General features: G+C 70.4%; 21 protein-coding genes and 1 riboswitch. Of the genes, 10 read left to right on the top strand and 11 right to left on the bottom strand.

Annotated elements, in window-relative coordinates; translation table 11 throughout:
* The first annotated feature begins 45 nt into the window (after positions 1 to 45).
* The 5 genes from ACYVC6_RS21630 (at position 46) to ACYVC6_RS21610 (ending at position 4,468) form a co-directional block, all read left to right on the top strand.
* Positions 46 to 303 carry a hypothetical protein gene (locus tag ACYVC6_RS21630; protein ID WP_460716611.1) on the top strand — a complete coding sequence of 86 codons (258 nt, stop codon included), beginning with the start codon at positions 46 to 48 and terminating at the stop codon, positions 301 to 303.
* Positions 304 to 353: 50 nt separating this feature from the next.
* Positions 354 to 560 (top strand): hypothetical protein, encoded by a 207-nt coding sequence (locus tag ACYVC6_RS21625; protein ID WP_460716610.1) that lies wholly within the window; start codon positions 354 to 356, stop codon positions 558 to 560.
* 168 nt (positions 561 to 728) lie between these two features.
* Positions 729 to 905: riboswitch (cyclic di-AMP (ydaO/yuaA leader) on the top strand.
* 11 nt (positions 906 to 916) lie between these two features.
* Positions 917 to 1,912: a C40 family peptidase gene (locus ACYVC6_RS21620; RefSeq protein ID WP_460716609.1), complete on the top strand. Its 996-nt coding sequence runs from the start codon at positions 917 to 919 to the stop codon at positions 1,910 to 1,912.
* 61 nt (positions 1,913 to 1,973) lie between these two features.
* On the top strand, positions 1,974 to 3,224 hold the full coding sequence (locus ACYVC6_RS21615) for a hypothetical protein (RefSeq protein WP_460716608.1): 1,251 nt from the start codon (positions 1,974 to 1,976) through the stop codon (positions 3,222 to 3,224).
* Entirely contained in the window at positions 3,221 to 4,468 is a 1,248-nt protein-coding gene (locus ACYVC6_RS21610) for a M48 family metallopeptidase (protein ID WP_460716607.1), read from the top strand. Before ACYVC6_RS21615 ends, ACYVC6_RS21610 begins: the two co-directional genes overlap by 4 nt.
* A gap of 33 nt (positions 4,469 to 4,501) precedes the next feature.
* Here the strand turns inward: ACYVC6_RS21610 and ACYVC6_RS21605 are convergent, their stop codons facing one another.
* From ACYVC6_RS21605 to ACYVC6_RS21560, 10 genes are all read right to left on the bottom strand, one after another.
* Complete coding sequence (locus ACYVC6_RS21605) at positions 4,502 to 4,693, bottom strand: Flp family type IVb pilin (RefSeq protein ID WP_460716606.1); 192 nt, start codon at positions 4,691 to 4,693, stop codon at positions 4,502 to 4,504.
* Positions 4,694 to 4,798: 105 nt separating this feature from the next.
* Entirely contained in the window at positions 4,799 to 4,990 is a 192-nt protein-coding gene (locus tag ACYVC6_RS21600) for a Flp family type IVb pilin (RefSeq protein ID WP_460716605.1), read from the bottom strand.
* Between the two features lie 294 nt (positions 4,991 to 5,284).
* Complete coding sequence (locus tag ACYVC6_RS21595; protein WP_460716604.1) at positions 5,285 to 5,935, bottom strand: response regulator; 651 nt, start codon at positions 5,933 to 5,935, stop codon at positions 5,285 to 5,287.
* A gap of 33 nt (positions 5,936 to 5,968) precedes the next feature.
* Positions 5,969 to 7,561: a sensor histidine kinase gene (locus ACYVC6_RS21590; protein WP_460716603.1), complete on the bottom strand. Its 1,593-nt coding sequence runs from the start codon at positions 7,559 to 7,561 to the stop codon at positions 5,969 to 5,971.
* A gap of 13 nt (positions 7,562 to 7,574) precedes the next feature.
* Positions 7,575 to 8,495, bottom strand: a complete 921-nt coding sequence (locus tag ACYVC6_RS21585; RefSeq protein ID WP_460716602.1) for a type II secretion system F family protein — start codon at positions 8,493 to 8,495, stop codon at positions 7,575 to 7,577.
* 1 nt (position 8,496) lies between these two features.
* Positions 8,497 to 10,434, bottom strand: a complete 1,938-nt coding sequence (locus ACYVC6_RS21580) for a type II secretion system F family protein (protein ID WP_460716601.1) — start codon at positions 10,432 to 10,434, stop codon at positions 8,497 to 8,499.
* A gap of 1 nt (position 10,435) precedes the next feature.
* Positions 10,436 to 12,085 (bottom strand): CpaF family protein, encoded by a 1,650-nt coding sequence (locus ACYVC6_RS21575; protein WP_460716600.1) that lies wholly within the window; start codon positions 12,083 to 12,085, stop codon positions 10,436 to 10,438.
* A complete protein-coding gene (locus tag ACYVC6_RS21570; RefSeq protein WP_460716599.1) occupies positions 12,082 to 13,287 on the bottom strand; it encodes an AAA family ATPase in 1,206 nt (401 codons plus the stop codon). Before ACYVC6_RS21570 ends, ACYVC6_RS21575 begins: the two co-directional genes overlap by 4 nt.
* 6 nt (positions 13,288 to 13,293) lie before the next feature.
* Entirely contained in the window at positions 13,294 to 14,031 is a 738-nt protein-coding gene (cpaB, locus tag ACYVC6_RS21565; RefSeq protein ID WP_460716598.1) for a Flp pilus assembly protein CpaB, read from the bottom strand.
* Positions 14,032 to 14,219: 188 nt separating this feature from the next.
* A complete protein-coding gene (locus ACYVC6_RS21560; RefSeq protein WP_460716597.1) occupies positions 14,220 to 16,019 on the bottom strand; it encodes an AMP-dependent synthetase/ligase in 1,800 nt (599 codons plus the stop codon).
* Between the two features lie 162 nt (positions 16,020 to 16,181).
* Here ACYVC6_RS21560 and ACYVC6_RS21555 point away from each other — a divergent pair, with 162 nt between their 5' ends.
* The 5 genes from ACYVC6_RS21555 to ACYVC6_RS21535 are packed head-to-tail and all read left to right on the top strand — an operon-like array spanning position 16,182 to position 20,179.
* Entirely contained in the window at positions 16,182 to 16,622 is a 441-nt protein-coding gene (locus ACYVC6_RS21555) for an SRPBCC family protein (protein WP_460716596.1), read from the top strand.
* A 14-nt stretch (positions 16,623 to 16,636) separates the two neighbouring features.
* On the top strand, positions 16,637 to 17,836 hold the full coding sequence (locus ACYVC6_RS21550; protein ID WP_460716595.1) for an ArsA family ATPase: 1,200 nt from the start codon (positions 16,637 to 16,639) through the stop codon (positions 17,834 to 17,836).
* On the top strand, positions 17,833 to 18,273 hold the full coding sequence (locus ACYVC6_RS21545; protein ID WP_460716594.1) for a hypothetical protein: 441 nt from the start codon (positions 17,833 to 17,835) through the stop codon (positions 18,271 to 18,273). Before ACYVC6_RS21550 ends, ACYVC6_RS21545 begins: the two co-directional genes overlap by 4 nt.
* The gene (locus ACYVC6_RS21540; protein ID WP_460716593.1) at positions 18,270 to 19,211 is read left to right on the top strand and encodes an ROK family glucokinase; all 942 of its coding nucleotides are present in this window, start codon (positions 18,270 to 18,272) and stop codon (positions 19,209 to 19,211) included. The genes ACYVC6_RS21545 and ACYVC6_RS21540 overlap by 4 nt, the downstream gene beginning before the upstream one ends.
* Positions 19,208 to 20,179 (top strand): ROK family protein, encoded by a 972-nt coding sequence (locus ACYVC6_RS21535; protein WP_460716592.1) that lies wholly within the window; start codon positions 19,208 to 19,210, stop codon positions 20,177 to 20,179. Before ACYVC6_RS21540 ends, ACYVC6_RS21535 begins: the two co-directional genes overlap by 4 nt.
* Positions 20,180 to 20,312: 133 nt before the next feature.
* Here ACYVC6_RS21535 and ACYVC6_RS21530 read toward each other — a convergent pair whose 3' ends face one another.
* Positions 20,313 to 20,714, bottom strand: coding sequence for a hypothetical protein (locus tag ACYVC6_RS21530; RefSeq protein ID WP_460716590.1), 402 nt, complete (start codon positions 20,712 to 20,714; stop codon positions 20,313 to 20,315).
* Between the last annotated feature and the right edge of the window lie 89 nt (positions 20,715 to 20,803).

Below are 20,803 nucleotides of genomic sequence, written 5' to 3'. Positions count from 1 at the left end.
CGACATCGTCGGGCAGGCCACGCCGAGCCTCCTAGGGTGTGGGGCGTGAACGCCACCTCACCGGGCCCGCCGGACCCAGCCGGCCGGTGGCGCTGCGGCGGCTGCGGCAACCTGACCCGGTTCGATGTGCGGCGCACGCGGCGGACCGCGGAGTTCTGGCACTTCGACCTCGCCGGTGAGCACGAGGTCGAGGAGACCGAGGTCCTCGAGGACACCCTCGAGTCGGTCACCTGCCGGTGGTGCGGGCGGTCGGACGCCATCGAGGCCGTGGCGCGTGGTGAGTGGGACCAGCCGACCACCTGACTCAGCACTGTCGGTGGGCACTGTCGGTGGGCTCTGTCACTGTCTCGGACATGACGACACGCATCGACTGCGACACCTGCGTGGTGCGGGGGTTGGCCTGCCACGACTGTGTGGTGACGGTGCTCCTCGGCCCGCCGCCCGAGCTCACCTTCGACGACGACGAGCAGCGGGCGCTGGAAGTCCTGGCCCGCGGTGGCCTGGTGCCGCCCCTGCGGCTGGTGCAGCCGGTGTCCGGTCCCGAGGTGGAGTCGGCCTGAGTCTGCGGTGACTTGTGTGACTTGTGTGACTGGTGTGACTGGTGTGACAGAGTTCTCCCGAGATCGGGCGCGGCACGGCGGTTGAGGTTTGGACGACCGGAGTCAGGACCGTTAGCGTGCTCCCTCAGGTGCCCGTGGAAGTGGACCGGCCGGTCCGCGCGGGTGCCGCGCTGAGTTCCGCCCCACTCGGGTGGCGCGGAAGCCGGGGAACCACCGCTCGAAGCTTGAGCACCTGGGGTGAATCCGCCGCAAGGCGTGGTCGTACGTCGGCCGCGAGGAGCGGCGGTAGGGCAAGTCGTGCCCGAACCCGTCAGCTCACCCGGTAGGCGTACGACGCCAAGGAGACACCCCCGCTCGTGCACCAGACCGTGCACCACCCCCGGTGGCGAATCGTCACCGCCCTCTCGGGCATCGCGCTCTTCGCCACCCTTGGCCTCGGCGCCTCCGCGCCCGCTCAGGCCGAGCCGGACATCGACGCCGTGCAGGCACGCGTCGACCGGCTCTACCACGAGGCGGAGCAGGCCTCCGAGCGTCTCAACGACGCCAAGCTCGAGCTGGCCGAGCTCAATCGCGACCTGGCCTCCTTGACCGCTGACCAGGACCGCCAGGACGCCGAGCTCGACGCCGCGCGCGACGAGCTGCAGGACTCCATCGTCAGCCAGTACCAGGGTCAGAGTCTGGCCGCCGTCGGCCAGGTCATCGTCTCCGACGACCCCAGTGGCTTCCTGTCGGGGCTGTCCACCATGTCGGCCTTCCAGGGCGTCCAGGCCCAGTTGTTCGACGCCTACGCCACCGAGGCCAAGGCCCTCGACATCCGCGCCGACGCCACCGCCGACCGGCTCGCCGAGATCAAGCGCACCGAGGCCGTCCTGGCCAAGGAGAAGGCCGAGATCGAGGAGAAGCACGGCGAGGCCGAGGCTCTGCTCGAGCAGCTCAAGGAGGAGGAGCGGGCCGAGATGCTCTCCCGGGGCTCGATCCGGCTTCCTTCCGGTATCGAGACCTCCGGTCGGGCCGCCGCGGCGCTCGAGTACGCGATGGCCCAGGTCGGTGACTCCTACGTCTACGGCGCGGCAGGCCCCAGCGCGTTCGACTGCTCGGGCCTCACCATGATGGCCTGGGCCCAGGCGGGCGTCGGGCTGCCGCACTCCTCGAGCGCCCAGTACAGCTCCGGGCCGCGCATCCCCGCCAGCGAGCTCCGTCCGGGCGACCTGGTCTTCTACTACTCGCCCATCAGCCATGTCGCCATCTACATCGGCAACGGCCTCATCGTCCACGCCGCCAACCCGGGGGCGGGTGTCCGGGTCTCCGAGCTCTACTCGATGCCCTACGTCGGCGCCGTCCGACCCGGCTGACCCGCCACCCCGCGGCGCGGCCATCGGCCCTCCGTCACCACGCGATCGCGATGATGGAGCGGTGACCTCGCCCGCCCGACGCACCTGGGCCGTCCTGGCGTCGGCTCTGCTGCTGGTCGTGGTCGCGACCGCGACATTCCTGGTCACCCGCGGGGACGACTACCTGGCCTCGCCGGACGGCCTCGTCCGACCCGAGGCGGAGCCGGCCGAGGCAGCCCGGACGCTGGGAGCGCTGCAGGACGCCGTCACGGCCCGCGACGCCGACTCCGCGGCGGCGCTGGCGGGAGACTCGTCGGCCGGTGCCGACCTCCTCCGAGCGGTCGTCGCCAACGCCGAGTCGCTCGACGTCGCCGACTTCACCGTCCGCTACGTCGACGAGACCAGCAGCACGTCGGCCGACGGGGCCTGGACCGCAGCGGTGGACATGACGTGGCGCTTCGCGGGCTTCGACCGGAAACCGGCCCACGCCGAGGTCCTCGTCAGGTTCGACGCCACCGGTCCTGGGGCCACGGTCACCGGCATCGGCGGAGGTGACCGGCGCACCCCCCTGTGGATGACGGCACCTCTCGAGGTCAGGCGCGACGACCAGTCCCTGGTGCTGGTCGCTGGTAGCGCCGCTGATGCCGACCGATACGCCGGCCAGGTGGCTGCCGCGGTCCCCGCCGTGCGCGCCGTCCTGCCGTCGTGGCCAGGGGGCCTGGTCGTGGAGGTACCGGACAGCGCGGCCGCGCTCGATGCGATGCTGGCCGCCGATCCGGGCACCTACGCCGGCATCGCCGCCGTCTCGGCCACCGTCGACGGCACCCTCACCCCGGCGTCACCTACCCACGTGTTCGTGAACCCCGATCTGTACGGCGACCTCGGGCCCGTGGGCGAGCAGGTCGTGATGACCCACGAGGCGACGCACATCGCGACCGAGGCACCGATCACGAGTGGCATGCCGTTGTGGCTGCTCGAGGGGTTCGCCGACTACGTGGCTCTGCGCGACACGGACCTGCCGATGTCGAAGGCCGCCGGGCAGATCATCGCCCAGGTCGGCCAGGAGGGGGTGCCCGAGGCGCTGCCCGGTCCGGCCGAGTTCGACGCCACGGCCACACACCTGGGAGCGGCGTACGAGGCGGCCTGGCTGGCCTGCCTGGTCGTCGTGGACCTCGCCGGGGAGGAGGCTCTCGTGCGGGTCTACGACGACGTGCGCAGCGGCATGGGCATCGGGTCAGCCCTGCGGTCGAGCGTGGGCATCGACGAGGCCGAGCTGACCGAGCAGTGGCAAGCCCGGCTCGAGACGCTCGCGGCGACGGTGGTCGCCGGATGACGATTCGCCTGAGCGAGCGGCGTACGGCGGTCGTGGTGGCGCTCGTCGCGGCGACGGTCTTCGTCGTCCTTGCCGCGCTGCGGGTCCCGTGGGACCCGGTCTCGGGCGATGGGCTCCGGGCGCCGGACCCCTCCCGATACTTCACCACGGCGGAGATCGCGCGCGGGGAGGACTTCGCGCGGTGGGCTCGGGTCTGGAGCTGGTCGTCCGTGGTGGTCTCCCTGCTCGCGCTCGCGGCGCTCGGTTTCACCCGGGCCGGTCGCGCGCTGGTCGGGCGGCTGCCCGGGCGGTGGTGGGTGCAGGTCCCCCTCGCCGTGGCCACGGTCGAGGTCGTCGTGCGGCTGCTGACCCTGCCATTCGCGATCGCACTGCGCCGGCACGTGCTCGACTACGGCCTCTCGAACCAGGCGTGGGGCGCCTATGCGGCCGACCTGGCCAAGTCGGAGGCCGTGGACATCGTCATCACCTCGTTGGCGGTCTGCGTGGTCGTGGTGTCCGCACGCCGGTGGCCCCGCACCTGGCCGGCTGTGGCGGGGGCCGGTCTGGGGGTGCTGGTCCTGCTCGGCTCGCTGGTCTATCCGCTGGTCGTCGAACCTCTGTTCAACTCGTTCACCCCGCTCCCGGAGGGACCGCTGCGCGCCAGGATCCTCGATCTGGCCGAGCGCAAGGGCGTGAACGTCGACGACGTCCTGGTCGCCGACGCGTCGCGCCGCACGACCACCCTCAACGCCTACGTCTCGGGCTTCGGCAGCACCCGGCGCATCGTCGTCTACGACACGTTGGTCGCGGATCTCGGTGAGGACGAGACCGCGTCCGTCGTCGCCCACGAGCTCGCACACGCCAAGCACCAGGACGTGCTCGTCGGGACCAGCCTGGGGGCCGCCGGAGCGGCGTTCGGCGTCGGGTTGCTCGCCTTGTTCGTGCCGCGCCGCCCGGAGGACGCCGAGGAGGAAGCCACCGGAGTCGCTGACCCGCGGAGCGTGCCGAAGGTCCTGGCGCTGGTGGCGGTGGCCGGGCTGTTGGTGAGCCCTGTCCAGAACGGCATCAGCCGGCAGGTGGAGACGCGGGCCGATGTGGAGGCGTTGCGGGTGACCGGCGACCCGGCGGCGTTCATCGCGCTGCAGCAGGCGCTCGCTCGGCGGTCGGCCGCAGACCTCACACCGCCGGCGTGGTCACAGGCCTGGTTCGGGTCACATCCGACCACGATGGCGCGGATTGCGCTGGCCGAGCGGTATGCCGAGTGAACGGAGTTTGCCAGGGCCAGTGTCAGGGGCGGGTCAGGGACAGACCGCGGTCCCCGTGTCCTCGAAGATGTCCTCGCAGCTGCCGTGGAAGAGACCATTGGCGCCGCCACCGAAGGTGAAGACGATGAGGACGATCATGGCGGCGATGCCGGCGATCAGCAGCCCGTACTCGACCGCCGACGCACCGCGCTCGTCGCGGTGCCTGGCGAGTGACTCCTGCTGCATGACGCTTCACCTACCGAGAGTCGTGGTTCAGGTTGTGGTAGTCGGATTGTGAGACGGGGCGCCGTGGCAGAAAGCCACGACGCCCCGTTCACTCGAAGAAGCTGATCAGCAGTTCGCGGCGCCGGCGACGCTGTCGCAGGTGTCCTGGAAAACGCCCTGCAGGGCGTCACCGAAGGCGAAGACGACGACGACGATCAGCGCGGCGATGCCGGCGATCAGGAGGCCGTACTCAACGGCCGAGGCGCCGCGCTCGGAGTCCGTGCGAGCCGCCAGCATGATGCGGAGGTAGTCAAGCATTGCGATTCTCCTTGAAAGATTCCCACGAGTTGAGGCGGGCGCCTCATGGAGTCAATACTGCTGAGTCCGTTACCGATTTGTGGGGGAATCCGGAGAGTCCATCCGACAGGGGGTGGGCATAGTCCGAACGGGCTATGCCCCTCGCCCCTCAGAGCCCGATTCGCACCACCCTGTGGATGTGGGAATGCGCCCGGAAAGACGGGCGCTCGACCGCGCGCGGGGGCCCGAAGGGGCTAGGTGAACCGGTCTGGACGGGTCAGGCCGTGCGGCGCACAAAGGGCCGGGAGCCGGGTGCTAGGAGTCGACGGGCCGAACGCTGGAGAGGAGGCCGATCCGCATCGCGGTGACCAGGGCCTGGGCGCGGTTGGTGGCGCCGAGCTTCTGGTAGATGCGCGCGATGTGGGACTTGGCGGTCGACTCGCTGAGGTAGAGCTTGTCACCGATCGCCGCGGCACCCAGGCCGTCGGCCAGGAGCAGCAGGACCTCGTGCTCGCGGTCGGAGAGGCGGGTCGACTCGGCGGTGCCTCGGCGCATCATCGCGCCGACCAGACCGGTGCAGACGAACGAGCGTGGCGAGACCGCGGCGTGCCGGGCCGCGCGGACGACCTCGGAGGAGGGTGCGTCCTTGCCGACGAAGCCCGAGGCGCCGGCCTGCATGGCCGCGAAGATCTGGTCGTCGCCCGAGTGCATGGTGAGGACGACGAGACCGGTCGTGTTGCTGACCTTGCGGATGGACCGGACGATGTCCAGTCCGGTGCCGTCCTGCAGCTGGAGGTCCGCCACGACGACGTCGGGCTGCAGCTCGTCGAACTTGCGCAGCGCCTCGACCACCGAGCCGGCCGTGGCGATGATCGTCATGTCGTCCTCCAGCTCGAAGACACCGGCCAGACCGCTGCGGATCAGCTCGTGGTCGTCGACGAGGAGGACGGTGATTGGTGCGCTCATGTCAGTTGTCTCCGACTGGGGGTCATCTGGGGGCTATGCCCCGATCTTGGCATGCACGGGGTCCGGATCGGTGGCTTCCGAGCCGCGGTTGGCGGGGACCCGGACCGATACCGAGAGGCCGCCGGCCGGTGTTTCACCGATCTCAAGCGAGGCGTTGATGAGCCGGGCCCGCTCCTGCATGATGTGCAGCCCGTGCGAGGTCGGCCGGGCCGCCTGAAGTCCACGCCCGTTGTCGGTGACGGTGATGAGGGCCTCGGGGGCGTGCACCTGGCAGTGCACCTCGATGGCCGAGGCCTGCGCGTGCCGGACGGCGTTGTTCATCGCCTCCTGCGCGATCCGGAACAGCTCGCCCTCGACCTCGGGGCGCAGTCGCTGGGTGTGCTCGTTGAGGGTGACGTGGATCGGAACCCCCGAGACCTCGGAGAGGTTGCGGGCGATCGAGCCGATCGCGGTCCCGAGGCTCTCGTTGGCGCCGATGCTCGTGCGTAGGTTGACGACCGAACGCCGGATCTCGGCGACGATCGCGGAGATCCGCTCGCGCAGCATCTCCAGGCGCTCCGTCTGCTCCGGGGTGGTGACACCAGCGCCCAGGGCGTCGACGAGGTAGCCGAGCGACGCGATGTCCTGGGCCACGCCGTCGTGCATCTCCCGGGCGAGGCGACGGCGTTCCTCGGCCGTGGCCGCCGCCCGGAACGCCGAGAAGAGCAGCGCCGTGTCGAGGTGCACCGCACTGGGGGCCAGACGACGCATCAGCTTGCGGATCCGGTCCTCGACGCCGAGACGGGCGGCGTCGACCCGGTCGGACAGGATGCCCGCCACGATCGCGACGGTGCCGGCATCGGTGTTGAGCGGGAAGGCGAAGACCCGGTCGTGCAGCACCGGCAGGCCAACGGCCCACGCCTCGACGGCGATGTCCTCGCACTCCCCGAGGTCGTCGGTGCTGCCGAGTGACTTGTTGACCAGGGGAGTGAGCGTGTCTCCGCGCGGCACGCTCACGACCACCGCCGAGGTCGGCAGGTCGTCGCGCACGGCGCTGAGGATCGACCCTCCGAGGGCCACCGGGTCGAGTCCGCTGTCGAGCCCGCCCGAGAGGTCGATCAGCTGGCGGATCAGCCCCTGCGCATAGTGGTAGGGCGCCAAGGGGTCGGACCGCTCGTTGAGCGCGGAGTGCAGGAACACGCCGACCAGGCCGAGCCCGAGCCCGGTCATGTTCCAGCTGAACGCGCCGAAGCCCTCGTTGGCGTCCAGTCCCTCGAAGGCGATGAACGAGATGAGGACCAACGTGGTCATCTGGGCGGACAGCGCGAGAGCGACGCCTTGGATGCCCCGGTAGAGACCGGCGGTGAAGGGAGGGACTGCGAGCGCCCCGAGCACGCCGAGGGTCTCGTTGATCGTGAACCCGCAGACGGCGCCCACCAGGGCGGCGTCCACCGTCGTGACCACGAGGACCGGCAGGCGCTGGCGCCAGTCCGCGAGCGTGGAGAGCATCCACACCGAGCCGATCGTGGCCAGCGCGATGATGCCCGCCTTGTCCTGGTTCCACAGGGCGGGGCCGAAGAGAGCGACCAGCACGAAGGCACGCGCGACGGCGCTGACCTTGACGTGGTGCCGTTCGCGGATCCTCACCTGGCGCTGTTCCTCACTTGCTGAAGCTGTCCATGATGCTCAGGACCGCCGGTCCCATGACCGCGATGAACAGGGTCGGCAGGATGCAGAAGATCAGCGGGATGGTGATCTTGACGGGCACCTGCTGGGCCTTCTCCTCAGCCCGCTGACGTCGCTTGACGCGCATCTCCGACGACTGGACCCGCAGGACCTGGGCGATGGGGATGCCGAAGGAGTCGGCCTGGACCATCGCACCCACGAAGCTGCGGACATCGGCGACGTTGGTGCGCTCGCCGAGAGCGCGCAGCGCTTCCGCCCGGCCCTGGCCGATCTGCATCTCCCGGAGCACCCGGGAGAACTCCTCGGCCAGCGGTCCCTCGGTGTTGCGGGCCACCTGCTGGACGGCCGCGTCGAAACCCAGGCCTGACTCGACGCTGATGGTCAGCAGGTCGATGGCGTCCGGGAGCCCGCGAAGGAGCTGCTCGGAGCGGTCGTGGATCTTCTGGTAGAGGTAGAGGTTGGGGCCGAAGAAGCCGACGACCAGCCCACCGACGGCCAGGATGACCCGCATCCCGGTGCCGTCGAACATCAGGCCGAACACCACGCCTGCGACCAGGCCGACCACCGCCCCGATGACCTTGCCGGAGACGACCCGGTCGACGGTCCACCCGTGCGGGTTGCCGGCCAGGTCGAGCTTGCGCCTGATGCGGTCGGGGGTGTCCGCTCCGGAGAGCCTGCGGCCGAGGCGCAGGGCGCGCTGCTGCAGGGGCTGGAGGATCCGGTCCGCGAAGGAGCGGTCGAGGTCCTTGGTCAGCTCCTTGGGCGCGTTGGTCATCGCCTCGAGGACGGCCAGGGAGCGAGTGACACCTGTCTCGGTCGTGGAGCTCAGCGCGGATCCGACCAGCAGGATGGCCAGGAGGACCATCGAGATGCCGAGGATGAAGAGCAGGGTCATGTCACACCTCCACCTTGACCAGTCGGCTCATCCAGAAAACCCCGATCGTCAGGATCGTCGCCGCACCTGCCAGCATGGCCCAGCCGAGGGGCTCTTGGAACATCACGATGACGTAGTCACGGTTCGTGAGCAAAAGGTAGAGCATGAAAAGGGGGGGTAGGCCACCCAACACCCACGCCGAGAGCTTTCCTTCCGCCGCCAGCGCCGCGACCTGGCGGCGCACGTACTCGCGCTCACGCATCGTGGCGGCCACCGTGTCGAGCAGCTCGGCGAGGTTGCCGCCGACCTGACGCTGGATCTTGATCGCCATGACGACCCACTCGAAGTCCTTGCTGTCGAAACGCTCACCGACACCCTCGAGCGCGTCCTCGAGGGACACGCCCAGCCGGGTCTCGATCAGCACCCGCCGGAACTCGCCGGCGATGGGCTCCGATCCCTCACGGACGATCGTGTCCACCGACTGGGCGAGGGACAGGCCCGCGGCCAGCGACCCCGACATCAGCTGGAGTGTGTCCGGCAGGCCCTGGTTGAACGCCTTGCGCCGACGCGAGCGCCGGAAGCCGAGGTAGATCCACGGCACGAAGAGCCCGGCCGCCAGGAACAGCAGCCCGATGACCGGGTTGCCACCGCCGAGTCCGATCCCAACCAAGCCGCTGATGAAGAAGATGGCCCCGTGGATCAGCAGCCACTCCGAGGACTTGAGCTCGCTGCCCGCGGCCTCGAGGCGGTGGCTGATCCGCGCGTCGAGGTCCTTGTTGCGTCGCAGCACGTTCGCCGCGGTCTCCTTCGCGGAGGCGAAGGCGACATCGGTGTCCAGGAGTGGGCCCCCGGGATCGGCGGACTTGCTCTGGGAGGCGGTGTACTCGCTCACGCGGTCCGCGGCCGTGACCGTCTTGGACCTGGGGACGAGCAGGGCGACGGCCAGGATCAGTCCCAGGCCGATCGCGCCGGGGCCGGCGTACTTCGCCCAGGACGGCAGGTTCCAGGGCGTGTCCTGAGTGATCGTCGGCGAGATGGGGGCGGAACGGACGGTGGTGAACGCCTCGGCGGTGACCGCGCCGTCCGCGGTGGGCAGTGAGACCTTGACGGTGGCCTCGGTGCGTTCGACCGCGCGCGGGACCTGCACGGTGACGAGCACCTGCCTGGCCAGTGCGGCGGCCTGTTCGGCGAACGCCGCGGCGAGGGCCTCCGGATCGGACGGGATGACCTCCCCACCGCCGGCCGTGGCCAGTGACTGCAGGGCCTGCAGCGCCTCGCCATCCTGCTCGAGGGCGACCACGTCGACGCGGACCTCGGCCTCCTTGATGGCCGCCGTCACCGTGTCGAGCGGGGTGTCGGTGGTGTCCGCGCCGTCGGAGAGCACCAGCACGTTGCGCTGTCCTTCGGTGCCGACCTCCTGAACCGCTGACAGGATCCCGGCGTAGAGCAGGGTCTTCTTGCTGAGCTGGAGCCCGTCGACGACGGCGAGCGCCGCCGCGCGGTCCTGGGTGGGGGGCAGGGCCGTCTCGACGTCGGAGTCGAAGGTGACGATGCCGAGCATCACGTCGGCGGGTGCGGCGTTGATGAACTCGCGGGCGGCAGCCTGGGCAGCCGCGAAGCGGTCGCCCTTCATCGAGTTGCTGGTGTCGATCGCCATGACCGTGGTGCGCAGCACCGCGTCGTCGGTGGCCGCGGGCACCGCGGTCGCCTCGGCCGCGTGGTCGTCGACGGTGACCTCGACACCCTCGAGGTCGACCTCGGCCTCGGCCGGCACCGACATCAGGATCTGCAGGCCGTCGGCGGTCGGCTCGGAGTAGGTGATCGAGCCGGGGGAGTCGGCCGCCGTGGCGGTCTGGGCCGGCCCGAGCACGAGCCCGAGCACGACGAGCAGGACGAGCCCGAGGCCCGGCAGTGTTGTCAGGAGCGCCGTGAGGCGCCCTCGACGGGAGCGGTGTGACATCTCAACCCCGATCCACGGCGAACAGCATCGGGTCCACGGTCACGTTGGCGTAGGCCATCTTCTCCAGGAACTTGGGGCGCAGACCGGTCGAGACGAGGCGGCCGAGCACCCGGCCCTCCGAGTCGTAGCCGCGGCTGTTGTCCCAGACGAAGATGTCCTGCAGGGTGATCACGTCACCCTCCATCCGCTCCACCTCGGTGATGTGGGTGATCCGGCGGGAACCGTCCTTGAACCGGCTCTGGTGCACGATCAGGTCGACCGCGGAGGCGACCTGCTCGCGGATGGCGCGCATGGGGAGGTCCATGCCGGCCATCAGGACCATGGTCTCCATGCGGGCGAGCGTGTCCCGAGGCCCGTTGGAGTGGAGCGTACAGATCGAGCCATCGTGACCGGTGTTCATCGCCTGGAGCATGTCCAGTGCCGAGGCGTCGCGGACCTCGCCGACGACGATGCGGTCGGGCCGCATGCGCAGGCTGTTCTTGACCAGGTCGCGGATGGTGACCATGCCCTTGCCCTCGATGTTGGCGGGGCGGGACTCCAGGCGCACGACGTGGTCCTGCTTGAGCTGGAGCTCGGCGGCGTCCTCGATGGTCACGATGCGCTCGTCGTGGGGGATGAACGACGACAGCACGTTGAGGGTGGTCGTCTTCCCGGCACCGGTGCCGCCCGACACGATGATGTTGAGCCGACCCCGCACGCAGGCGTCGAGGAAGTCCGCGGTGACGTTGCTCAGCGACCCGAAGTTGATGAGGTCCTGGACGGTCAGTGGGTCAGTGGCGAACTTGCGGATCGTCAGTGACGAGCCGTCCACGGCCAGCGGCGGGACGATCGCGTTGACACGGCTGCCGTCGGGCAGGCGGGCGTCGACCATCGGGCTGGACTCGTCGATGCGTCGGCCGATCCGGCTGACGATCTTGTCGATCGTCCGGCGCAGGTGCGCCTCGTCGGTGAAGTGGGCGTCGGCCGGCATCAGCCGACCGCTCTTCTCGACGTAGACCTGGTTGGGGCCGTTGACCATGACCTCGGAGACCTCAGGATCGCGGAGGAACGGCTCGATCGGCCCGTAGCCGAGGATGTCGTCGCTGATCTCCTGGGTGACCCGGGCTCGGTCGCTGCTGCTCAGTGGTCGGTCCTGGGACCCGAGGACGTCGACCAGGACCTTGCGGACCTCGGAGTCGAGCTCGTTCTGGTCCATGTCCGAGTCGTACAGGCGCGGACCCATCTGCTGCAGCAGCTGGATGTGGACGCTGCTCTTGAGCTCCTCGATCCGGTCGTTCTGCACGTTCCCCCCGCGCCGGGCGGAGGTGTCCAGGTTGACCGTCGGAGCATTCGTCGTGGCTGAGCTGCGCGCCTCGGACGCCGAGACGGCACCGGCGGTGGCCGCCGCCGCCGCTGACATCGGAGCGTTGGAGGTCCAGGGGGCAGGTGCGCTGGGGGTGCTGTTCGAGGTGCCGTCCGTCGGGCCGGTGGCGCGACGCTTTCCACCACCGCCCGGCGCGGACTCCACGGGGGAGGCAGACGCGGGGTCGTGGTGAGCCGCTCCCGCGGGTCGGCCGTCGGTCAGCGCGGCCTCTAGCTCTGCCTCGAGCTCGGGCTCGTCGTGCGTGATACCTGCCGCCCGGGCGGCGGCGAGTCGGTCGGCGAGATTCATGACCTGCTTCGTCTCCTGAGTAGGCCCCGAGCCTCGGCCTCGGCCTTCGCCGGGGGTGCTGATCCGGCCGCGTCGCGCTCGGAGCTGGGGGGTCCGACCATCTGGCCGGCCAGCCGGGTCGCCAGCTCGCACACGGCGACGCTGAGCTGGTGCTCGGGGTCGCTGACCACGATGGGGCTGCCAGCGTTGGTCGCTGCGGCGATGTCCACGGAGCTCAGGAGCTGCGTGGTCACGCTCATGCCCAGGATCCCCTCGACCTTGTCTGCGGTGATGCCGACCTCGTCGTCGGCTCTGTTGAGGACCAGGTGCCGGTTGTCCTTGGCGATGTGCAGGGCGTCGAAGGTCTCGACCGCCACCTTGACGTTCTTGAGCGTCGGCACGTCGAGGGTGGCGACCAGGACGACCTCGTCGGTCTCGTCGAGCGCAGTGAGTACCTGCTCGTCGAAGGACGGCGCCATGTCGATCACGACGTAGTCGAAGGTCTCGCGGAGGGTGCGGACGATCCGGGACACCAACCGGGGGGAGACCCGCTCGCGGGTGTCGGGGTGGGGAGGCGCCGCGAGGACCATCAGCGAGTCCTGGTGGCGGGTCAGCAGACCGTCGAGCATCTCGACGTCCATCGAGTCCTCGGACCCGATGGCCTGCTCGATCGAGTGAGTCGGGAAGAGCTGCATGGTGATCGCGACGTCACCGAACGCGAGGTCGAGGTCGACCAGGCAGACCCGGCGGGCGCCCTTCTCCGTGAGCGCCAGCGCCAGGTTGACCGACAGCGTCGTCTTGCCGACGCCACCCTTGGGCGAGAACACCGAGATGACCTTGCTCATGTGCATGGCGCCGGCCGGACCGCGCAACGCCACGAAGAGCTGGTAGGCACGGCCGATCGCGGCAGTGATCGCTGTCGAGTCTGTGTAGTGGGCCACGTCCCGGGCGCCGGCCTTCATGGCGTGGGTCAGCAGGTCGGCGTCCATCGACTCCCGCGCGAGGATGGTGCTGATCGTGGGCGCTGCTGTGCGCAGCGCCTCGCAGGTCGTCACGGACTCCTCGTCGGTGAGGGTCGGCCCGAGGACGACGACGTACTCGTCGGAATGGGAGGCGAGCCAGGCCTTGAGCCTGTCGACGGACTCGACGCCGTGCGAGCCGGCCGGCATGGCTGCCAGCAGCGACTCGACGATCATCGGGTCGGGGTCTACGACGACTGGCATCGCACGCTACTTCCAGAGCTCTTCGAACGTCATCGGCGGGCCGGGTGCGACCACGCTGTTCTCGGTGAGGAGGCCGAAGGCGAGCTCGCCGTTGGACTGGGCGTAGAGGACCTTCTCCATCTGCCGCTGCTCCACCGAGATGGTCAGCAGCGTCCGAGGGAGCTGCTCGGTCGTCGAGTTGCCGGTCTCGTCGGTCGTGGTCGTCGACACCGGCGTGGTGTTGCCGACGGCGAGCACCGTGACCCGGTCCAGCAGCAGGCGGCTGTAGCCCTTGCCGTCGACCTCGTCGGTGCCGGTCAGGAAGATCGCCACCTCCGAGCCGGGGTTGACGAAGCCGGCGACACGGGCGGGGTCGGTCAGGTTGACCGACATCGCGATCTTGCCCTCGTCGGTGAAGGGCAACGACGAGGCTGCCGCGACGTTGGTGCCGAACTTGTCAGAGACGATCTGCTCGCCCGGGAAGATGGTCTGCATCGCCTTGGTGCCGGCGATGCCGTCGGTGTTGGTCTGGTAGCCGTTGAGGAGCTGGTCCTGGGTGACCTCCGCCAGGGTGAGCTTGCCGGCGGCCTGGGCGTCCTCGATCGTCTCTCCGGCCTCGATGATCGCAGTCGCCTTCAGCACCGAGACGGTGTCGAAGCGCTCCTCGGCACGCGAGTCGGCGCCCTGGACGTAGAGGAAGACCAGTACGGCTCCCAGCGCCGCAACCAGCACGGCGGCGACCAAGAGAATCCTGCGACGGTCCATCAGACCAAGACCTTTCATTACCCCAGGGGTCGGTGACTGGGGTTGTCACCGGATGCCCCTGGTCCACGAGCAGATGCGGAGGTTTCTTCCCTTGAAACGGTAGGGGCGGGGGTGGGGTCTAGTCCGGGGAATCCAATAACTCGTGGGACTTGGGCGGTGGAAGAAGGGAGAGGCGAGGGCAGGTCGGGTCAGGGCAGGTAGAGCGCGGCCATCTCGTCGCGCACCTCGCGCATGACCACGTTGCGCTTGAGCTTGAGGCTCGGGGTGAGCTGCCCACCCTCCTCGGTCCACTCCTCCGCGAGAACCCGGAACTTGCGGATCGACTCGGCTCTGGACACCGACTTGTTGGCCTCGTCCACCGCCTGCCCGATCTCGGCAAGGAGGTCCGGGTCGTCGACGAGGTGCCGGACGTCGGGCTTCTTGCCGTGCCGCTCGGCCCACGTCGGCAACGCGTCGCGGTCCAGGGTGACCAGCGCAGCGATGAAGGGCCGGCCGTCGCCGACGACCAGGCACTGGTCGACCAGGGGGTGCGCGCGGATGCGGTCCTCGAGAGCCGCCGGGGCGACGTTCTTGCCGCCGGCTGTCACGAGGATCTCCTTCTTGCGGCCCGTGATCCGGACGAAGCCCTCGTCGTCGATCTCCCCGACGTCACCGGTGTGGAACCAGCCGCTCTCCTCGAGCACCTCGGCGGTCGCCTCGTCGTTGTGCCAGTAGCCCGTGAAGACCTGTCCGCCCAGGAAGAGCAGCTCGCCGTCCTCGGCGACCCGCACCGTGTTGCCCGGCAGGGGACGCCCTACCGTGCCGATCTTGAGCGCGTCGGGGAGGTTGACGGTCAGAGCTCCGGTGGTCTCGGTCAGTCCGTACCCCTCGAGCACCGTCAGGCCGATGCCCCGGTAGAAGTGGCCGAGTCGCTCGCCGAGCGGGGCGCCCCCGGAGACGGCGAACTCGCAGCGTCCACCCAGCGCCTCGCGGAGCCGGCCGTAGACCAGGCGGGAGAACACCGAGTGCTGGGCACGGACCGCCAATGACGGCTTGCCCTTGTCGAGACCGCGGGAGTAGGCGATGGCGGTCTCGGCGGCCCGGTCGAACACGGCTCCCCGGCCGTCAGCCGCAGCGCGTTGCGAGGCGGTGTTGAACACCTTCTCGAAGACCCGGGGAACGGCGAGGACGAACGTCGGGCGTACCCCCTGCAGATCCTCGAGCAGTCGGGAGGCATCGCCGCTGTGCGCCATCCGGGTGCGGGACTTCACGCAGCCGACCTGGATGATCCGGGCGAAGACGTGGGCCAGGGGCAGGAAGAGCAGCGTCGAGGCGTCGTCGGTCTCGAACAGCGCCTCCAGCTCGGGCACCGCGACGCCGAGCTCGACCATGAAGTTGCCGTGCGTGAGCATGCAGCCCTTGGGGCGGCCGGTCGTGCCCGAGGTGTAGATCAGGGTCGCGAGGTCGTTCGGTCCTGCGGTCGTGCGGCGTCGTTCGAGTTCCTCGTCGGACACGTCGCCACCCAGCCGGCCCAGGATCTCCACGGCGTTGTCGGCGAAGGACCAGACGTGGTTGAGCTGGGTGAGCCCGGGGCGCACCTCGTTGACGCGGGCCACGTGTCCCGGCCCCTCAGCGACGACTGCCCGGGCCCCGGAGTCCTCGAGGATCCAGCGGATCTGCTCGGCGGACGACGTCTCGTAGACCGGCACGGTGACCGCGCCGGCGAACCAGGTCGCGTAGTCGAGCAGGGTCCACTCGTAGCGGGTGCGGGAGATGAGGGCGACCCGGTCGCCCGGCTCGATGCCGGCGGCGATGAGCCCCTTCGCGACCGCGCGGACGTCGTCGAGGAACTGTTGGGCGGTGACACCGTGCCACTCGCCGGACCCGATCGCCGGACGCACGGAGAAGACAACCTGGTCGGGCGCCTCCGCCGCGTTGGTCACGACGTCGTCGGTCAGGTTGCCGGTGGTGGGCCGCTCGATCGACGGGGGTGTGGAGTACTCCCGCACACTGCCCTCCTCGAGCGGTCCGGCCTACTGGTGTGGCGCACGTTACCGCCGCCGGAACCCGCCGCACGATCCGGTAGGGTCGTCAGCCGGAAGAGACCACCTCACCGTCTGCAGCACCGTCTCCAGCACCGACTCCAGCACTGTCCTAGCAAGGGGCCCGACATGGCCGAGCAGACCACGTCGTCGATCGTCATCGACGCGGCTCCGGATGCGATCATGAATGTGATCGCCGACTTCGACGCCTACCCCCAATGGGCCAAGGGTGTGACGACGGCCGAGGTCGTGGCCGAAGGTGGCGGAGATCGCGCCGAACAGGTGTTCTTCGCCCTCGACGTGTCGCCGATCAAGGACGAATACACGCTGTCCTACGACTGGGACGGCGACCGTCAGGTCACCTGGACCCTGGTCGAGGGCAAGATGCTGCGCGCTCTCGACGGGGCCTATGAGCTTCGCGACCGCGGCGACGGGTCGACCGAGGTGACCTACCGGCTGGCCCTCGACGTCTCCATCCCGCTCATCGGCATGCTCAAGCGCAAGGGCGAGAAGATCCTCATCGACACGGCGCTCAAGGGGCTGAAGAAGCGCGTCGAGTCGCTGGGCTGACGCCCAGGCCACCCGTGCGAATCATCCTGTTCACCGGCAAGGGCGGTGTCGGCAAGTCGACCGTGGCTTCCGGCACTGCGGCCCTGGCGGCCAGCCGGGGTCTCCGCACCCTGGTGCTGTCCACCGACGGTGCCCACTCGCTCGCCGAGACCTTCGGGTCGACCGTAGGCCCAGAACCCAGCCAGGTGGCCGACAACCTGTTCGTCCAGCAGGTCGATGCCCAGCTGCGGTTCGAGCAGTCGTGGGCGGAGATCCAGGGATACCTGCTGTCGGTTCTCGACGTGGCTGGGGTCGACTCGCTCGCCGCGGAGGAGCTGACCGTCATCCCGGGCGCCGAGGAGGTGCTGGCCCTCCTCGAGCTCCGGCTGCACGCGCTCAGCGACGACTGGGATCTCGTGGTGGTCGACTGTGCCCCGACGGCCGAGACGCTCCGGCTGCTGGCGCTGCCCGAGGCCCTCGGCTGGTACATGCAGCGGGTCTTCCCGGTGCAGCAGCGGGTGGTCAAGGCGCTCCGGCCCGTGCTCACCAAGGCCGCCGGCGTCCCGATGCCCGGAGGCAGCGTGTTCGGCGCGATCGAGCGACTTCACGCCGAGCTCGACGAGGTCCGGGCCCTCCTGTCCGGCCCGGATGCGAGCGTGCGGATCGTCCTGACGCCCGAGTCCGTCGTGCTCGCGGAGGCGCGCCGCTCCTACACGACCCTGTCGCTCTACGGCTACCGGGTCGACGGTGTGGTCGCCAACCGGGTCTTCCCCGCTCGCGACGCCGACGACTGGCGGGCCGGCTGGGTCCTGGCCCAGGACGACGTGCTCCAGCAGGTGGAGCAGTCGTTCGCGGGCCTGCCGCTGTGGCGCTCGGAGTACGGCGCCCGCGAACCGGTCGGGGTCGAGGCGCTCATCAGCCTGGCGCAGGCGCTGTACGGCGACGACGACCCCGCGGCTACACCGCGCGTGAAGAGCCCGTTCGAGGTCGTGACGGTCAGCGGCGGCGTACAGATGCGCCTCCGGCTGCCGTTCGTCAGCCGGGACCAGGTCGACCTGGCCCGCAGTGGCGATGAGCTGGTCGTGACCGTGGGCCAGTACCGTCGCCTCCTCACCCTGCCCGCCGCTCTGGCCAAGCTCCGGGTCGTCGGCGCCAGGGTGGACGACGACGGCGTGCTCCGGGTCCGGTTCGAGGACCCGGCGCCCAGGGCGAAGGCGCGGGAGAAGGTGACGTGAGCGAGCAGGGTTCCGGGACCGACGGTCCCCACGAGGTGGGCAGCGTGGCCGAGGAGGCGACCAAGCTCCTTGGAGCGGTCGCCGACTGGGCTCGCGACCACGGGTCCGACCTCGGTGCCGGGGTGGCCGCGCTCGCCGACCAGGCCGCCGCCTCGGCCCACGAGATCAACGCCCACATCGCCACCGACGACCCCGAGTGCCGCTACTGCCCGATCTGCCGCACCGTGCACGCCGTGCGGTCGGCGAGCCCCGAGGTGCGTGCCCAGCTGACGACCGCCGCCTCGTCCTTCCTGCAGGCCGCCGCCGGCATGCTGAGCGCCGGGCAGGGCAGCGGTGCGGGGCGGCCGGTCGAGCGCATCGACCTGGACGACGACCTGGACGACGACCTGGACGACGACCTGGACGACCAGCCACCTCCGGATGAGGACCCTGCATGACTCTCGCGTGTGGCATCGACGTGGGCGGGACCAAGATCTCCGGCGGCGTGGTCGACGAGAACGGGGCGGTGCTCGAGGAGCTGCGCGTCGTCTCTCCCGCGACCGACGTCGAGGCGATCGAGGACGCCATCACCTCGCTGGTCACCGAGCTGCGCTCGCGTCACGAGATCGGAGCGGTCGGCGTGGGCGCTGCCGGCTACGTCGACAAGGCTCGCGCGGTGGTGATGTTCGCCCCCAACATCGCCTGGCGCGACGTCAACCTGAAGGCTGAGCTGGAGGACCGGATCCATCTGCCGGTGGTCGTCGAGAACGACGCCAACGCCGCCGCGTGGGGCGAGTTCACCTACGGCGCCGGGCACGACGTCGACGACCTCCTCCTGGTCACGGTGGGCACCGGCGTCGGAGGCGGCGTCGTCCTGGACGGTGAGCTCTACCGTGGCGCCTTCGGAGTCGGCGCGGAGATCGGTCACATGCGGGTGGTGCCCGACGGGATCCTGTGCGGCTGCGGCAACCGGGGCTGTCTGGAGCAGTACGGCAGCGGCAGCGCGCTGGTCCGCGAGGCGCGCGCGGCGGCGCGCGGCGGGTCGCTGCTCGCCGCGGACCTGCTGGCGAGGGCCGGCGGCGACCCGGATCGGATCACCGGGCCGTTGGTGACCGAGGCTGCGCGCGCCGGTGACCCGTTCGCGGTCGAGCAGCTGTCGGTCCTCGGACGCTGGCTCGGCGAGGGCATCGCCTCCCTCACCGCCGTGCTCGACCCGGCCGTGGTGGTGATCGGCGGCGGGGTGAGCGAGGCCGACGAGCTGCTGCTCGACCCGATCAGAGCGGCGTTCGCCTCGCAGCTGACGGGGCGCGGGCACCGACCGGTGCTGGACATCCGCCGTGCTCGGCTGGGCAACCGGGCCGGGCTGATCGGCGCGGCCGACCTGGCTCGTCGATGACGCAGGCGCCTCCCGGACAAGCGCCCCTGGTCGTCGGGATCGACGTCGGTGGGACGAAGGTGCTGGCGGTCGAGGTGGACGACGCTGGGCACGTCGTCCGGTCCGCGCGCCGCGAGACACCTGGGCGGCTGGTCGACACGACGCTCGTCGAGGACGCGCTCACCGAGGCACTCGAGGACGTGGCGGGTGGACGGACGGTCGCTGCGGTGGGTCTGGCCGCGGCCGGGTTCGTGGACCGGGCTGGTGAGCGGGTGCGCTTCGCGCCGCATCTGCCTTGGCGCGACGAGGCGGTCCGCGACCGGTTGGCCTCGCGGTGGGGGACGCCCGTCGCCATGGACAACGACGCCAACTGTGTCGCCCGCGCGGAGACGGCGTACGGCGCGGCGCGGGGTTGCGCCTCCGCGGTGGTGATCACGCTCGGCACCGGCATCGGGGGCGCGGTCGTCCTCGACGGCGTGGTGCTGCGCGGCTACAACGGCATGGCCGGCGAGTTCGGGCACATGCAGGTGGTGCCGGGCGGTCACGCGTGCGAGTGCGGCGGCCGTGGCTGCTGGGAGCAGTACTCCAGTGGCAACGCGCTGGTCCGACTGGCTCGGGACGAGATCGGTCGCACCCCGACGCTGCTCGACGAGCTCTGCGGCGGGGACCCGAAGCGGCTGACGGGGCTGATGGTCTCGCGGGCTGCGGAGGACGGCGACCTGCTGGCCCGTCAGGCGTTCGCCTCGGTCGGCGACTGGCTCGGCGTCGGTGCGGCCAACCTGGTCGCCGCCCTGGACCCGGAGGTCGTGGTCGTCGGTGGCGGCGTGTCGGCGGCCGGCGACCGGCTGCTGGAGCCGGCCCGGGCCGCCTTGTCCCGATCGCTCGTCGGCGCCGGGCATCGCGTCGTGCCAGAGCTGGTCCCGGCCAGGTTCGGACCCGAGGCCGGCGCCATCGGTGCGACCCACCTAGCGCGTCATCTACCCTCGTGAGCTTCGGCCCGGCACCCACGACGGACGCTCGCTCCGCTGCGCGGGCTTCGCGGTCCATCGTGGTCGCCGAGCCGATCACGAGGCGCGCTCGCTCCGCTCGCATCGCTCGCTCCGCTCGCAGCGGCGCGATCGTTCAGAGTCTCGCGCCGTCGTCGTAGGGGTCGTGTGGCCCTCGCGGCATCTGCAGGACCAGGTAGACGAAGCCGCCGATGAAGGACGCGACGAGCAGGTAGCCGACCAGCGACGGCAGCCCGATGCCCAGCACCAGGGCAGTGAGCAGCACGCTCGGCGCGCCGAACAGGCCCGTCCACGCCAGCAGTCGGTCGGGCGGGACGTGCGGCAGCGGTGGCGGCGGGGGCGGGACGAACCGCTCCTCGCCGTGGGCCGAGGAGAGCTCGGCCGGCTCGGCTGACGCATCGGCTTGCGGGTGGGACGCCGGCTCGGCGACTACGGCTTCGCCGGGGTCGAGCTCGGCGCGCTCGCCGTAGTTCTCGACGATCGCGCGCCAGGCCTCGTCCTCGTTGCTGCGCGGCACACAACGAGTGTAGAAGCCGCGCCGCAGACCCGGTCTGGTGCCGACGTCGAATGCGACTAGGCTCCACCCACGGTGGCCCGACCGGGTGG

It is taken from the genome of Nocardioides dilutus (genome assembly GCF_054779555.1).
The sequence above is the reverse complement of the archived record's forward strand: the minus strand, read 5'-3'. Positions and strand labels throughout refer to the sequence as shown.